This window comes from Mycobacterium sp. 3-98 (genome assembly GCF_035918355.1).
In the GTDB taxonomy this organism is placed as follows: domain Bacteria; phylum Actinomycetota; class Actinomycetes; order Mycobacteriales; family Mycobacteriaceae; genus Mycobacterium; species Mycobacterium intracellulare.
This window is the reverse complement of record NZ_CP142360.1, coordinates 3,577,740-3,592,037: the sequence shown is the minus strand read 5'-3', so window position 1 is coordinate 3,592,037 and position 14,298 is coordinate 3,577,740. Positions and strand designations below refer to the sequence as shown.

Annotated in this window: 15 protein-coding genes, 1 other RNA gene and 1 pseudogene; 7 read left to right on the top strand and 10 right to left on the bottom strand. The window is 71.2% G+C overall.

Annotated elements, in window-relative coordinates; genetic code table 11:
• Positions 1-132 precede the first annotated feature (132 nt).
• Positions 133-1,077, top strand: coding sequence for a cobalamin biosynthesis protein (locus QGN30_RS16945; protein ID WP_095562661.1), 945 nt, complete (start codon positions 133-135; stop codon positions 1,075-1,077).
• On the opposite strand, the gene QGN30_RS16940 is transcribed toward QGN30_RS16945, so the two are convergent.
• From QGN30_RS16940 to QGN30_RS16930, 3 genes are read right to left on the bottom strand one after another with little or no spacing between them, the layout of a single operon-like run.
• Positions 1,059-1,889 (bottom strand): SURF1 family cytochrome oxidase biogenesis protein, encoded by an 831-nt coding sequence (locus QGN30_RS16940; RefSeq protein ID WP_009956025.1) that lies wholly within the window; start codon positions 1,887-1,889, stop codon positions 1,059-1,061. The genes QGN30_RS16945 and QGN30_RS16940 overlap by 19 nt on opposite strands.
• Positions 1,889-2,323: a low molecular weight protein-tyrosine-phosphatase gene (locus tag QGN30_RS16935; RefSeq protein ID WP_231119635.1), complete on the bottom strand. Its 435-nt coding sequence runs from the start codon at positions 2,321-2,323 to the stop codon at positions 1,889-1,891. The genes QGN30_RS16940 and QGN30_RS16935 overlap by 1 nt, the downstream gene beginning before the upstream one ends.
• A gap of 55 nt (positions 2,324-2,378) precedes the next feature.
• Positions 2,379-3,044 (bottom strand): HAD-IA family hydrolase, encoded by a 666-nt coding sequence (locus tag QGN30_RS16930; protein ID WP_029385120.1) that lies wholly within the window; start codon positions 3,042-3,044, stop codon positions 2,379-2,381.
• A gap of 90 nt (positions 3,045-3,134) precedes the next feature.
• On the opposite strand from QGN30_RS16930, the gene cobC reads away from it, so the two are divergent.
• Genes cobC through QGN30_RS16910 form a run of 4 tightly spaced genes read left to right on the top strand, consistent with a single transcriptional unit; the run spans position 3,135 to position 7,178 of the window.
• Positions 3,135-4,163 (top strand): Rv2231c family pyridoxal phosphate-dependent protein CobC, encoded by a 1,029-nt coding sequence (cobC, locus tag QGN30_RS16925; RefSeq protein WP_038535993.1) that lies wholly within the window; start codon positions 3,135-3,137, stop codon positions 4,161-4,163.
• The gene (locus QGN30_RS16920; protein WP_038535995.1) at positions 4,160-5,308 is read left to right on the top strand and encodes a Nif3-like dinuclear metal center hexameric protein; all 1,149 of its coding nucleotides are present in this window, start codon (positions 4,160-4,162) and stop codon (positions 5,306-5,308) included. The genes cobC and QGN30_RS16920 overlap by 4 nt, the downstream gene beginning before the upstream one ends.
• The gene (locus tag QGN30_RS16915; RefSeq protein WP_009957046.1) at positions 5,305-6,042 is read left to right on the top strand and encodes a zinc ribbon domain-containing protein; all 738 of its coding nucleotides are present in this window, start codon (positions 5,305-5,307) and stop codon (positions 6,040-6,042) included. Before QGN30_RS16920 ends, QGN30_RS16915 begins: the two co-directional genes overlap by 4 nt.
• Positions 6,039-7,178: a bifunctional RNase H/acid phosphatase gene (locus QGN30_RS16910; protein WP_038535997.1), complete on the top strand. Its 1,140-nt coding sequence runs from the start codon at positions 6,039-6,041 to the stop codon at positions 7,176-7,178. The genes QGN30_RS16915 and QGN30_RS16910 overlap by 4 nt, the downstream gene beginning before the upstream one ends.
• Here the strand turns inward: QGN30_RS16910 and QGN30_RS16905 are convergent.
• The 3 genes and pseudogenes from QGN30_RS16905 to QGN30_RS16895 all read right to left on the bottom strand — a co-directional run bounded on the left by QGN30_RS16905 (position 7,167) and on the right by QGN30_RS16895 (position 9,032).
• Positions 7,167-7,571 (bottom strand): VOC family protein, encoded by a 405-nt coding sequence (locus QGN30_RS16905; RefSeq protein WP_036396753.1) that lies wholly within the window; start codon positions 7,569-7,571, stop codon positions 7,167-7,169. The genes QGN30_RS16910 and QGN30_RS16905 overlap by 12 nt on opposite strands.
• Positions 7,525-8,375: pseudogene (locus QGN30_RS16900) on the bottom strand (helix-turn-helix domain-containing protein). Before QGN30_RS16900 ends, QGN30_RS16905 begins: the two are co-directional and overlap by 47 nt.
• A gap of 84 nt (positions 8,376-8,459) precedes the next feature.
• Positions 8,460-9,032, bottom strand: coding sequence for a helix-turn-helix domain-containing protein (locus tag QGN30_RS16895; RefSeq protein WP_009953559.1), 573 nt, complete (start codon positions 9,030-9,032; stop codon positions 8,460-8,462).
• Between the two features lie 46 nt (positions 9,033-9,078).
• Between QGN30_RS16895 and QGN30_RS16890 the strand changes: the two genes are divergently transcribed.
• Positions 9,079-9,708 carry a class I SAM-dependent methyltransferase gene (locus QGN30_RS16890; protein ID WP_009953561.1) on the top strand — a complete coding sequence of 210 codons (630 nt, stop codon included), beginning with the start codon at positions 9,079-9,081 and terminating at the stop codon, positions 9,706-9,708.
• Between the two features lie 3 nt (positions 9,709-9,711).
• Here the strand turns inward: QGN30_RS16890 and QGN30_RS16885 are convergent, their stop codons facing one another.
• A complete protein-coding gene (locus QGN30_RS16885) occupies positions 9,712-10,422 on the bottom strand; it encodes a 2OG-Fe(II) oxygenase (RefSeq protein WP_014379935.1) in 711 nt (236 codons plus the stop codon).
• A gap of 87 nt (positions 10,423-10,509) precedes the next feature.
• Here QGN30_RS16885 and rnpB point away from each other — a divergent pair.
• An RNA gene (gene rnpB, locus QGN30_RS16880) (RNase P RNA component class A) lies at positions 10,510-10,911 on the top strand.
• Positions 10,912-10,930: 19 nt separating this feature from the next.
• Here rnpB and QGN30_RS16875 read toward each other — a convergent pair.
• From QGN30_RS16875 to QGN30_RS16865, 3 genes are all read right to left on the bottom strand, one after another.
• Entirely contained in the window at positions 10,931-12,493 is a 1,563-nt protein-coding gene (locus tag QGN30_RS16875; RefSeq protein ID WP_014379936.1) for a CYTH and CHAD domain-containing protein, read from the bottom strand.
• A gap of 91 nt (positions 12,494-12,584) precedes the next feature.
• Positions 12,585-12,839, bottom strand: a complete 255-nt coding sequence (locus tag QGN30_RS16870; protein WP_026071567.1) for a hypothetical protein — start codon at positions 12,837-12,839, stop codon at positions 12,585-12,587.
• Positions 12,840-12,944: 105 nt separating this feature from the next.
• Positions 12,945-14,156: an FAD-dependent oxidoreductase gene (locus tag QGN30_RS16865; RefSeq protein WP_248923623.1), complete on the bottom strand. Its 1,212-nt coding sequence runs from the start codon at positions 14,154-14,156 to the stop codon at positions 12,945-12,947.
• Between the last annotated feature and the right edge of the window lie 142 nt (positions 14,157-14,298).

Here is a 14,298-nt window from a genome sequence, read left to right as displayed (position 1 = left end):
ACTCTAGCCCCGGACGCCCCGGTAGGCCCGGCGTGCCCGAGATCTACTGCCCCACAGGCAAAGTGATGCGACCCGGGTCGCGCGCCGGGCGCCTCGTGGGGACGGTCACCTCCGGTGTGAGACGCTGCCGGGGTGTTTGCGACGCCCCGCACGGCCGGCGTGCTGGTCGGTTACCTGGCCGATCGCGCGCTGGGCGACCCGCGACGCTGCCACCCCGTCGCCGCGTTCGGCACCGCCGCCGCCGCGCTGGAGAGCCTGACCTACCGCGAGAGCAGGGCCGCCGGCGCCGTCCATGTCGGCCTGCTGATCGGGTCGCTGGGCCTGCTGGGGGCGGCGGCGCAACGGGCCGCCGGGCACGGCGGCCGGCCGTGCTCGATCGCGGTGACCGCCGCGGCCACCTGGGTCTGCCTGGGCGGAACGTCGTTGGCGCGCACCGGGCTGGCCATGGCGGAGCTGCTGGAGCGCGGCGACGTCGAGGGCGCGCGCGGGCTGCTGCCGTCGCTGTGCGGGCGCGACCCCGCGTCGCTGGACGGCGCGGGCCTGACCCGGGCGTCACTGGAATCGGTCGCCGAGAACACCTCCGACGCCCAGGTGGCGCCGCTGCTCTACGCGGCGGCCGGCGGGGTGCCCGCGGTGCTGGCCTACCGCGGCGTCAACACCCTGGACGCCATGGTCGGCTACCGGTCGCCGCGCTACCTCCGATTCGGTTGGACCGCAGCGAGATTGGACGACGTCGCCAACTACATTGCCGCGCGGGTGACGGCGTCGCTGGCGGTGCTGTCGGCGCCCCTGGTCGGCGGCTCAGCGTCGGGGGCGGCGCGGGCGTGGCGGCGCGACGCCGGCCGCCATCCCAGCCCCAACGCCGGCGCCGTCGAGGCGGCGTTCGCCGGGGCGCTGGGTGTGCGCCTTGGCGGGCCCACCCAATACCGTCACGAGCTGCAGATCCGGCCGACGCTCGGCGACGGCCGGGAACCCACGGTGGCCGACCTGCGGCGGGCGGTCGCGCTGTCGTCGCTGGTGCAAGCGGGCGCCGCGCTGCTGGCCGGGCTGCTGTCGGGTTATCGGCGTCGGCCGTAACGGTCGGCGAGTTTGTCCTCCACCGTCGGCGGTGCCTCGGGGGCGGGCGCCAACGCGGCGGCGGGTGACTGCTTTTCCTGGCGGCGCGCCCGGATCTCGGAATAGGCGAAGTAGCCCAACCCGATCGGGGCGAGAATGCCGAACGCGATCCACTGGATGCCATAGGACAGGAACGGGCCGGCGTCCAGCTGCGGCACGCCGACGACCCCAAGGCCGCCGGGCTGACCGTCGACCAATTGCAGATAGGACCCGGCCAGCGGGACCTTGGTCAGCACGGCGATCTGCCCGGTGTCGATCGAATACACCTGCTGCACACCGTCTCCCACGAACGGATCCTTGCCCGCCACGGGGGGCTCCGAGTTGCGCAGCCGTGCCGTGACGGTCACCGTGTCGGCGGGCGGGCGGGGGATCGGCGGAACGCGAGATCCCTCCAACGGACGCACGTAACCGCGGTCGACCAGCACGGTGGGGCCGCCGTCGACGACGAAGGGCGCCAGCACCTCGAAGGCCGGTTTGGAGTCGATCACCCGCAGCCGGGCCAGCACCTGGACGTCGGGCAGGTAATGCCCGGTCGCGGTGACCTGACGCCACTGATCGCCGGGGGCGACCGAGTTCTGCTGCGGCAGCAGGGTTTTCACCGGGACGGGCGCGGTGTTCAGGGAGTGCTCGATTTGGTGGTTCTCCCGCGAGGTCCTGTTGTGCTTGCCCAGCTGCCACGGCGCGAGCACCGTGAAGCACAGATAGGCGAATGCGATGACCACCAGTGCCAGCACGATCCAGCCCGGGCGCAGCACGAACGCCAACCTGCGCATCACCCCGACCCGTTCTGCGCGAGGCGTTCGTCGACCCAGTCGTGCAGCCCGGGCAGTGCGGCCTCGATGACGGTGTAGACGCGTTCGAAGTCGCTGGTGTCGCCGTAGTAGGGGTCGTCGACGTCGGGGGTGTGTGCGCCGGTGCGCGGATCGAAAGACCGCAGCATCTTGACGCGCTCCTCGTCGGCGCCCAGGTGCCGCAGCATCCGGGCGTGGTTGCGGTCCAGGGCCACCACCAGATCGGCCGCCAGGTGCTCGGCGTCGACCTGCGCGGCGCGGTGCTCGGTCGGGTAGCCGTGGGCGCGCAGCACGCCGGCGGCCCGCTCGTCGGCGCACTCGCCGACGTGCCAGTTGCCGGTGCCGGCGCTGCTCACCCGCACCGCGTCGGCCAGACCCCGGCGGCGCAATTGGTCGGCGAACATCTTCTCGGCCATCACCGACCGGCAGATGTTGCCGGTGCACACGAACGTGATGTGCAGCGGCTCGCGCTCAGACACCCAGGGCCCTCCGTAGCTCGTCGACGGTCGCGGCGTGCGTCACCCCGCTGAACGTGTCGGCCCGGCCGTACCCCCAGCCGACCACCACCGTGTCGATGCCGTGCGCGGCGGCGCCGTGCACGTCGTGGCTGCGGTCGCCGACCATCAGCACCCGCTCGGGCAGCGGCTCCAGCTGCGAAAGCGCATGGGCGAGCACCTCGACCTTGGCTTTGCGGGAGCCGTCGGGGCTCGCCCCGGCGATGACCTCGAAATGGTGGTCGAGCCCGAAATGGGCGAGGATGCGCCGCGCGGTGGGTTCCAGCTTGGAGGTGGCCACGGCCAGCCGGACGCCGGCGGCGCGCAGGTCGACCAGCAGGGCCTCGATCCCGTCGAAGAGCGCGTTCATCGCCCACCCCCGGGCGCCGTACTCCGCGCGGAAGGCCGCGATCGCCTCCTCGGCGTCGTCGCCGAGCTCCATGGACCGGAAGGTGTCGTCCATCGGCGGGCCCACGATCTGGGCGACGAGGTCGCCCGGGGGCACCGGCGCGCCGATGTGATCGAGCGCATGCAGGAAGCTGGCCACGATGCCCTCTGCGGAGTCGGTCAGCGTGCCGTCGAGATCGAAGATCACCAGCTGCGCCCCTGGGGCTTGGCGATCGGTGGACGTTGCGCCTGTCACCTCACCATTGTCCTCGATGGGCGCGGACGGGTACGACGGTGTTGCCGGTGTTCGTCCGGCCGGCCCGCGCGGCGCACTAGTGTTTCACGGATGGCGAGTCTGAACCTGAGCCCGCCTGCGGCGCGCTATCACGGCGATCAGGCCGTCGCGCCCGGGATGCTGGACTTCGCCGTCAACGTCCGTCACGGCCAACCGCCCGACTGGCTGCTGGGGCGGCTGGCCGCGCGGCTGCCCGACCTGGCGCGCTACCCGAGCGTCGACGACGTCCGCGCGGCGCAGGACGCGGCCGCCCAGCGGCACGGCCGGGCCCGCGACGAGGTGCTGCCGTTGGCCGGGGCGGCGGAGGCCTTCGCGCTGCTGGGCAACCTGCGCCCGGCGCGGGCGGCGATCATCGCGCCGGCATTCACCGAGCCGGAGGCGGCGCTGAGTGCCGCCGGAGTGCCGGTGCACCACGTGGTGCTGCGGCCGCCGTTCGACCTCGCGGGCGCGGTGGTCCCCGAGGACGCCGACCTTGTCGTGGTGGGCAATCCCACCAATCCCACCTCGGTGCTGCACCGCCGCGAGGAGCTGCTCGCGTTGCGCCGGCCCGGCCGGATCCTGGTGGTCGACGAGGCTTTCGCAGACTCGATTCCCGGGGAGCCCGAATCGCTGGCCGGTGACGCGCTGCCCGACGTGCTGGTGCTGCGCAGCTTGACCAAGACGTGGGCGCTGGCCGGGCTGCGGGTGGGCTACGCGCTGGGGTCGCCGCAGGTGTTGGCGCGGTTGACCGCTGTGCGGGCGCACTGGCCGGTGGGCACGCTGCAGCTGGCGGCCATCGCGGCGTGTTGCGCCCCGCAGGCGGTTGCCGACGCGGCAGCCGGGGCGGCGCGACTGGGGCGGCTGCGCGCCGAGATGGTGGCCGGGCTGGCGTCGGTGGGCGCCGACGTGGTCGACGGCCGGGCGCCGTTCGTGCTGTTCCGCATGCCGGAGGCCGTTGCATTGCGAAAACGACTGCATGACAGGGGAATTGCCATCCGTCGCTGTGATACGTTCGTCGGCTTGGACGAGCAGTACCTGCGGGCCGCGGTGCGCCGGGAGTGGCCGCTGCTGGTGCAGGCGATTTCGGAGGTGCGCCGGTGAGCGTGAAGCTGGCCGACGTCATCGCGGTGCTCGATGAGGCGTACCCGCCTCGGCTTGCTGAGGCATGGGATTCGGTGGGCCTGGTATGCGGTGACCCCGACGACAAGCTGGAGTCGGTGACCGTCGCGGTCGACGCGACGCCCGCGGTCGTCGACGAGGTTCCCGATGCCGGCCTGCTGCTGGCCCATCACCCGCTGCTGTTGCGGGGGGTGGACACCGTGGCGGCCAGCACGCCCAAGGGCGCGCTCGTGCACCGGATGATCCGGACCGGGCGTTCGCTGTTCACCGCGCACACCAACGCCGACTCGGCCAACCCGGGGGTGTCCGACGCTCTGGCGGCCGCCCTCGGGCTCGAGGTCGAGGCCGCGCTGGAGCCGGCGACGGGCGCGCCCGGCCTCGACAAGTGGGTCATCTACGTGCCCAACGAGAACGCGGAAGCGGTGCAGGCGGCGGTGTTTGACGCCGGGGCCGGCCACATCGGCGACTACTCGCATTGCAGCTGGACCGTCACCGGGATCGGGCAGTTCCTGCCGCACGAGGGGGCCTCGCCCGCGGTGGGCAGCGTCGGCAACGTCGAGCGGGTCCCCGAGGACCGGTTCGAGGTCGTCGCGCCCGCGCGGGTCCGGGCCGCGGTGCTGGCGGCCCTGCGCGCCGCCCACCCCTACGAGGAGCCCGCGTTCGACATCTTCGCGATGGTCCCCCCACCCGGCGACGCCGGGCTGGGCCGCGTCGGCACGCTGGCCCGACCGGAACCGTTGCGCGACTTCGTCTCCCGCGTGCACGCCGCGTTGCCGCGGACGTCCTGGGGGGTGCGGGCCGCGGGTGACCCCGACATGCCGGTTTCGCGGGTCGCCGTCTGCGGCGGCGCCGGAGATTCGCTGCTGGCCGCCGCGGCCGGCGCGGGGGTGCAGGCCTACGTCACGGCCGATCTGCGGCACCACCCCGCCGACGAGCACCGCCGCGCCTCGGACGTTGCCCTGATCGATGTGGCACATTGGGCAAGTGAATTCCCGTGGTGCGAACAGGCCGCCGACCTGCTGCGGTCGCGTTTCGGTGCGGAGCTTGCGGTGCGGGTGAGCGCGATTCGCACCGACCCTTGGAATGTCGAGCGCGGTGACAACGAGTCCGGGGGAGAAGGGTCATGAAAGCCGAAGTGGCACAGCAACGTTCGCTGCTCGAGTTGTCGAAACTGGATGCCGAGCTGTCCCGCCTCACGCACCGGGCGGCCCATCTGCCGGAGCAGGAGGCCTGCCGGCGCATGCAGGAGGAATACGACGCCGCCGGCGACCGCATCGGTGCGGTGCGGATCGCCCTGGAAGACATTGACGCCCACGTCAAGCGGCTCGAATCGGAGATCGACGCGGTGCGCCAGCGCGAAGACCGTGACCGGGCGCTGCTGCAGTCGGGAGCGACCGACGCCAAACAACTGGCGGACCTGCAGCACGAGCTGGAGACCCTGCAACGTCGCCAGACCAGCCTGGAGGATTCCCTCCTCGAGGTGATGGAACGTCGGGAGGAGCTGCAGTCCCAGCTGGACACCGAGCAGAAGGCCCTCGAAACCCTGGAGGCCGAAATGGCCGGTGCGCGGCAGGCGCTCGACGCCGCGCTGGCCGAGCTCACCGAAGCCCGCGAGTTGCATTCGTCACAACGCGACTCGCTGAGCGCCGCGCTGGACCCGGCCCTGTCCGCGCTCTACGAACGGCAGCGCGCCGGGGGAGGGCCGGGCGCCGCGCAGCTGCTGGGAAAGCGGTGCGGGGCCTGCCGGCTCGAGATCGACCGCGGGGAGCTGGCCCGCATCTCGGCCGCCGCCGAAGACGACGTGGTGCGATGCCCGGAATGCGGCGCGATCCTGCTGCGGGTCAAGGGATTCGATCAGTGAAGGTCGTCATCGAAGCCGACGGCGGATCACGCGGCAACCCCGGGCCGGCCGGCTACGGCGCGGTGGTGTGGACCGAGGACCGCGCGACCGTACTCGCCGAGAACAAGCAGGCCATCGGCCGGGCCACCAACAACGTCGCCGAATACCGCGGCCTGATAGCCGGTTTGGACGACGCCCTGAAGCTGGGCGCCAGCGAGGCCGCGGTGTATCTGGATTCCAAGCTGCTGGTGGAGCAGATGTCCGGGCGGTGGAAGGTCAAGCACCCCGACCTGATCGAGCTGCATGCCCAGGCCCGAGCGCTGGCGGCGCGGTTCGACAGGATCAGCTACTCGTGGATTCCGCGGGAGCGCAATTCGCACGCCGATCGGTTGGCCAACGAGGCGATGGACGCCGCGGCCCGGGCCAACGGTGCGGCGGAGACGCCCGAGCCGGCCGAAGAGCCCGAGCCCCCCGGCGCCGAGGCGGCGAAAGCCGTTGCGGCACCGTCGCCGACGGCGCCGGGCTGGACCGGGGCGCGCGGCACCCCCACCCGGCTGCTGTTGCTGCGACACGGGCAGACGGAGCTGTCGGTGCAGCGCCGCTATTCGGGGCGCGGCAACCCGGCGCTCACCGAGGTGGGGCGGCGGCAGGCCGACGCGGCGGCGCGGTATCTGGCTCAGCGCGGGGGGATTTCGGCGGTCTTCTCCTCCCCGCTGCAGCGGGCCTACGACACCGCGGCGGCGGCGGCCAAGGCCCTGGGCCTCGATGTGACCGTCGACGACGACCTGATCGAGACCGATTTCGGGGCGTGGGAGGGGTTGACGTTCGCCGAGGCCGCCGAGCGCGACCCGGAACTGCACCGTCGTTGGCTGCGCGACACCAGCACCGCCCCGCCGGGCGGCGAGAGCTTCGACGCGGTGCACGACCGGGTGTCACGGATCCGTGACCGCGTCCTCGCCACCCAGCAAGGCACGACGGTGCTGGTGGTGTCCCACGTGACGCCGATCAAAATGCTGCTGCGGGAGGCGCTGGACGCCGGGCCGGGCATCTTGTACCGGCTGCACCTCGATCTGGCGTCGCTGAGCATCGCCGAGTTCTATTCCGACGGAGCCTCTTCGGTGCGATTGGTGAACCAGACGGCGTACCTAGCCGGCTGAGGGCGACGCGCCGCCGTAGTCGCCGAAGGACCACAGGTTGCCTTCGGGATCGCGGACGGTGAATTCGCGTGCGCCGTAGTCGGTTTCGGCCAGCGGCCGCACCACCTCGGCCTTGTGCCGCAGCACCCGTTCGTAGAGCGCGTCGGGATCGGCGGTGACGACGTAGCCGCCGGCGGTGCCCGGTTCGCGGCACCACTGTGCGTCGGGCTTGTGGGTGCCCAGCATGATCCCTCCGCAGCCGTACGGCCAGTTCAGTTGCGCGTGATCGACGGTCTCGCCCTGGCCGTAGCGCGCCGTGAGGACGAAGCCGAATGTCTCGACGTAGTAATCGATCAGCGTGGGGGCGTCATGGGTCTGCAATGTCAACCAGACGGTCGGATTCGAAGCGGTCATGGTCCCACTGTGCGCCGAACGAGTGGCCGCCGTCTTGAATGTTTCGGAACTCGTCGGCCAGCCACCGTCGCGGCGGCACTCCGACGAACCGGACGAATTCGCGGGTCAGGTGGGCCTGGTCGCTGTACCCCGTGGCGGCCGCGACCCCCGCGAGGTCGACGCGTCCGTGCCGGCGCGCCGGCGCGCCGACGCGGCGATGCGTGCCGTCGCGTGCTGGAAGCGCATCAGCATCGCCACCGTCTTGGGCGAGCGGCCGACCTCCTGGCCGAACAGCGTCGTCAGGTGCCGGGTGGTCACGCCGACCGTCTCCGCCACCGCGGCCACCAATATCCGGCCCCGGCTGCGCTCCAGCAGGTGCCAGGCATGCGCGACCTCGGGACGCACGCTCGCGCTCTCGCGGCGCCGCCGTGCCTCGACGAGGTAGCGGGCCACCAGGGCGAACACGTCCGGCCAGCCGTGCGCCTCGGTCACCCGATCGTGCAATTCGAGGCCGCCGCGATCCAGCACGGCGGTCGCGTCGTACTCGGCGACGGGAAGCTCGGCGCTCGGCACGCCGAACAGCGCGCGCGATGCGAGCGGATGCACCGCCAGCTGCACGCCGGCCTGGCCCCGGCGCTGCCGCACGTGGCTGGCCTGCACGTGCAGCCCGCTCAGCAGCAGCGGGTTGGGGCGCGCGACGGCCAGCGCGTCGGCGGTGTCGCCGGCTTCCACCCCGTCGTCGAGGCTGACGATGAACGTCAACATCGCGGATGGCATGCCGCGGTGCACGGTCTCGGGAACGTCGAGCGTGCGGTATCCGACCATGGACGTCACGCCCGGCGCACTGTGCGGCGGCGCCAGGTGGTATTCCGAGCCCCGGTCCATCGCTCCACGCTAACGCCGCACCGGTCAGCTGTGCAGGTGCAGCCGCTCGCCGTGCGGGCCGAAGATCACGATCGCCTCCACCGGCCCGTCCACCACGCCGAACCAGTGCGGTGTCCACGTCGAGAATTCGACGGCCTGGCCCGGGTCGATGGTGAAGTCGCGGTCGCCGAGGATGAGGCGCATCCGGCCGGAGAGCACGTACATCCAGTCCTGGCCCTCATGCACGGGCAGCTCGGCGGGCGGGTTGCGCCGGCGGGCGCTGACCCGAACCTTGAACGCGTGCAGGCCACCGGCGGGGCCCTGGCGGGTCAGGGGCCAGTAGGTGACGCCGTGGTGGGTGTGCGCGGCGCCGCGCACCCGCGGGTCCGGCGCCGACCCGGTCTGCAGCAGCTCGTCGGTGCTCACCGACAGGGCCCGGGCCAGCCGCGGCAGATGATCCAGCGCCAGGCGCCGTTTGCCGGACTCCAGGCGGCTCAGCGTCGAGACGTCGATGCCCGCCCGCTCGCCGACCTCCTGCAGCGTCATGCCGCGCTGCGCGCGCAGCTCCCGCAGTCTGCGCCGCACCACCAGGTCGATATCGGGGGTTTTTGCCTGCATGGCAATTCAGCTTGGCAAGTCGGGGCGGAATCGGCAAGCTCGCGGTATGGACAGTTCGTGCAAACCCGATGATGCCCAGCAATTCTGGGAAGACCGCTACCGTTCGACCGAGCGGGTGTGGAGCGGCCGGGTCAATCCCCGGCTCGCCGAGGTGGTCGCCGACCTGCCGCCGGGCCGCGCCCTGGACCTGGGCTGCGGGGAGGGAGCCGACGCCCTGTGGCTGGCCGACCGCGGGTGGCAGGTGGTGGCCGTCGACGTCTCGGACACCGCGCTGCAACGCGCCCGCGCGGCCGCATCGGCGCGGAATATGGCCTCCCGCATCGACTTTGAGAGGCACAACCTCAACGAGACGTTCCCGCAAGGGATGTTCGACCTGATCTCCGCCCAGTATTTTCATTCGCCGGCCCGCCTGGACCGCGAAGACGTGCTGCGGCACGCCGCCGAACGGGTGAATCCCGGTGGCGTGCTGCTGATCGTGGACCACGGGGCGGTGCCGCCGTGGGCGCAGCACCACGATCACTCCTTCCTCGGCATCGAGGAGGTGATCGCCTCGTTGCGGCTGGATTCGACCGCCTGGACGCGGCTGCGGGCCGAGGCCGTCGAGCGCGAAATGACCGTCAACGGGGAAACGGCCAGGGTGCCCGACCACGTGATCGCGTTGCGGCGAGACCGATAACCCTCATGCCGCGTCGTGAAAAATCAGTCCCATGGCGTAGCGCTGCCCGGTGCGAACCACGGACACGCCGTGGCGCACCGGCGCCGCGGACCAACCGCGGGCCGAGGGCACCGGCCGCTCCCGCGTGGTGAAGACGTAGCCGTGTCCCTGCGGCAATTGTGTTGCCGTGCCCCGGGATTGCGCCCGCAGTCGCTGCTCGACCAGCAGGAACTCCCCGCCGGTGTAATCGGTGGCCGGGTCGCTGAGGTTGATCACCACCTGCAGGGGGAACACCAGGTCCCCGTAGAGGTCCCGGTGCAGCGCATTCCAGTCGCCCGCACCGTATTTCAGCATCAGGGCGGTGGATCGGGTCTGGCCGGCGGCGTGGCAGGCCGCCAGCCAATCGTCGAGGCGGTCCGGCCAGGGCGCGTCCCGGCCGAGCTTGGCCCACCAGTCGCGGGCGATCGGCAGAAGCCGGGGGTACAGCGCCTGTTTGAGTTCCTCGATCGGCGCGGGGTAGGGCGCGTGGAAATAGCGGTACTGCCCGGACCCGTACCGCTTGGGCGCCATGTCGATCGTGGAGCGGAACAGGGCGTCGTCGGCGTAGAGCGCGCGCAGCCGCGCCGCCTCGCTGGGCGTGATCAGTCGCGGCAGCAGCGCCCCGCCGTACTCGTCGACCGCGGCGGCGATCGCGTCCCAATCGCCTGAATCGACACGCCTTTTCCACCGGGACATCGCGGGCCTTCCCATTCGTGATCCGAGTCCACGGTAAACGGTTGCTGGCCCCGGCCCGGTGCAGCGGGTACCGTTTATCGTCGCGGACGAGTTGGCCGGGCGGCCGCGGGCCGTCGCAAGGCGGTTCGAGGAAAGTCCGGACTTCACAGAGCAGGGTGATTGCTAACGGCAATCCGAGGTGACTCGCGGGAAAGTGCCACAGAAAACAGACCGCCACCCTCGCGGTGGTAAGGGTGAAACGGTGCGGTAAGAGCGCACCAGCATCCCGGGTGACCGGGGTGGCTCGGCAAACCCCACCCGAAGCAAGGCCAAGAAGGCCGCACCGCTGGTGCGGCCGCGCAGGCGTTCGAGGGCTGCTCGCCCGAGCCTGCGGGTAGGCCGCTCGAGGCACCCGGTGACGGTGTGTCCAGATGGATGGTCGCCGCCGCACCGCCGTTGCTCACGCGCGGCGGTGGGGAACAGAATCCGGCTTACAGGCCAACTCGTCCGCCTTCAGCCCCTTCGGCGACTAGTGCCCGGCCTTGCGCACCGCCTTGGCGAGCTTGCGCAGCGTGCCGTCGAGTTCGCGGCGGCACCGCTGCGCCAGGTCGGCCTCCCGCTGATACAGCAGGCCGTAGGTGAAGGTGTCCTCGCCGGCGGCGTGCGCGACGTCCGCCTCCTGGCGCAGGTGTTCCCGGCTGACCACGCTGTCTTGATGATCACCGAGCAGCGACTGCACGGCCTTGGCCCGCTCGGACACCTTGGCTTCCCCGGTGGCGGCCGCGGTGTATCGAAGTCGCTTGGCGCGCTTGCGGATTCGATGTATCGCTTCGTCGCGGTGGTGGTCGCCGGGGTTCTCCCGATCGACCTGGGCGGCGACCTTGGCGGCCTTGCGGACCTTCTTGTAGGCGGCCTCGATGGTGACCGGGGCCTGCTCCTCGGCCGCGGCGGCGCCCGGGGACGCGGCCGCGATCGCCTCCAGGGAGTCGAGCAACCGGAAGTAGCGTTGCGAGCGCATCGCGATCAACGAGCGGCGCAGGCCGGTCTGGTAGCGGCGCTGCGCGCCCCCGACCAGCCGTTCGCGCACCGGACCGCGCACCAATTCCGGTGCGAGGCCGTCCAAGTCACGCTCGTAGCGCTCGGCGAGCACCTCCGCGTCGCGCGCCATCCCCAAAATCCCGGCGAGCTCACGCAGCTCGTCCAGGACCCATCCCTCGTCGGGCAAGCCGAACGAATCCTGGTAGTCGCGCAGCAGGCTGCGCAGCTTGCGGGTGGTCACCCGCATCTGGTGGATGGAGTCGTATGCGTCGGCGCGCACGGCGCGATCCCACACCAGCAGCTCGCGGACTTGCTCGGCGATGGCGCGCTGCAACGGATCCTCGCTCGGCTGCGCGCCGTTGGGCGGTGGCGGGGTGCCGAGCACCCGCGCCAGCTTGGAGCCGTGTCCGGCGGGCGCGGCGCCGGCGTCCAGCAGCCGGTTGCTCAACCGGTTCAGCAGTTCGGTGCCGGCCGCGCCGTTAAAGTGGCCGCCCGCTTCGAGGAGCTCCAATTCCCACTCCCGCCATTCGAGCTCGGTGGGCGGCGCACCGGATTCATCGGAGCTGTCATCGGGCCCCCGCGTCGACCATGCGGTGACGGAGTCGTTGCTGAACTCGGCCAGCGCGACGCCCGCGGCGTCGTACAACACCTGGCTCTCGCGCTCGGTGGTGATGCGCGCGACCGGCTGCAGCGGACGGTCACGGACGATCGCCAGCACGACGTCGGCCAACTCGGCGGGCACGGTGTTGTTGCCGTCGGGTCCGGACGCGTCCAGCGGCGCGCGGACCTCGGTGCGCGCGTCGGGCCCGGCCGGCAGCTTCAGGTGCCACCCGGCGTCGGAGCCGCCGGTGCGGCGGCGCAGGGTGATCTTGTTGCGTGCGAGGTCATGTGCGGGCGTGTCGAAGTACGTCGCATCCAGGGTTTGCGTCGGCGCCTTCTCGACGTGGGCGACCGCGGCGATCCCTTCGAACGACGGCGACACGGTGGACTCGCCGACGTCGAATTTGCGCTCTACCTCCAGGTGACGCGAGGTCTGCGGCGCTTTTGCAGGCATCTTCGGCTCCGTTGAGGGCGCGTCGCCGCGGCCTTGAACGTGGTGGACGGTGGGGATGAGACCCATAGCCTGCCATACGGAGGTGACGACGTTATGGCGGCGGCGGAGGAGGGGGCGGAGCCGTCGTCTCGTCCTCCGGCAGCGGCGCATAGACCGCGGGTGGAGGGGCATAGCGGGCGATGTTGTCGGCGATGTTGGTGCAGCCGCTTACCGAGATGCGTCGGCCCGCGCCCACGCACACGGTCGCTTCGACCCGATCGGCGGATGGCGCCGCGGTGAGAATCGCGGGGACGGACCCCACGCCCGAGAACACCAGCAATGCGGCAAGCCCGCGGCGGCGATTCATCTGCACTCTCCTTCCGACCCCTCAGTGCATTGTGCCGTCACAGCGCGGCGGGCGGGCCCGGAATCTGAATATCGACGCCGCCTCCGACGCCGCCGCAGAAAAGTGTTAAGCGGTGTGCACGTTCGGGGTGCGGACGTGTTCGGGACGAAGGCCGCGCCCGAAGGCGATCGGCGGGATGGAGCGCAGCGGGCCCCGTCCCACGATCGCGGGGATCGGGATGGGTGACAGGTCACCGCCGTTCAGATTGGGCGCGATCACCCGGTCCTGTGCGAACACCTGGATCGCCTGGATGACCCGGGCGGGCAGCTCTCGCCGACGCTGCACCTTGGCGAGGTCCGCGTCGCGCAGACGTCCGTCGCGCAGTGGGGCGCACAGGATGTTGGCGGCCGCCACCGCATCGGCGACAGCCAGATTGATGCCGACGCCACCGATCGGCGACATGGCGTGGGCCGCGTCCCCGATGCACAGCAGGCCGGTGCGCCACCACCTCTCGAGCCGGTCCACCCGCACGTCGAGCTGACTGGTCTGGTCCCAGGAACGAAGGTCGTCGACGTGTTCGCGCAGCTGTGGCCGCGCCGCCACGATGCGCTCTTTGAACGCCTCCAGCGACCCGTCGCGGGGGTCGGACCCCTTGGGCATCAGATACGCGATCTGCCAATAGTCGCCCCGGTAGATCAGCGCCATGGTGAGGCCCCGACGGGCCACCCCGTACAGCTCCTGCGGATCGCCAGGTCGCCAGTTGAGCCGAAACCACAACACGTCCATCGGGGAGTGCGCGGCGGCGGTCCTTAGGCCGGCCGCCGCCCGCACCGCGGACTTGCGCCCATCCGCGCCGACGACCAGGTCGGCGCGCACCTCCACTTCGGGCGCGCGCGCCCCGATCACCCGATCGCCGTCAAAGATCAGGTCCTTGACTTCGGCGTTGCGGATCAGCGTGAATTCCGGGTAGGCAGAGGCCTTTTCGGCGAGGAAGTCGAGGAAGTCCCACTGCGGCATCAACGCGATGTACGGCTGTTTGAAACCCAACCGTTTGACCACGCCGAAGTTGCCGAAGGTGCGGATCGTCCCGTCGGTGTCGAACGCGACACGGTCGACTTTGGTGTGCGGCAGGCGCAGAAGCTCATCGACCAGCCCGAGCTCGTCCATGATCCGCAGGGTGCTCGGGTGCACCGTGTCGCCGCGGAAGTCGCGCAGGAAGTCATTGTGCTTCTCCAAGACGACAACCCGGATCCCCGCGCGGGCGAGCAAGAGCGCGTGAACGAGACCGGCGGGGCCCCCACCGGCTACGCAAACCTGGGTCTGAAGCACTTCCGCCACGGCCCGACCCTACCGCGGTCGCGCACTTGTTTGCCGCCTGATTCGCGCGTGCGCGGCGGGCAAACCCCTTATGGTTTGCGGTACGAATACCGCTCGCCTTGAGCGATGGTCGACGAAGGAGCGTTTGCATGGGGTCTTTTGT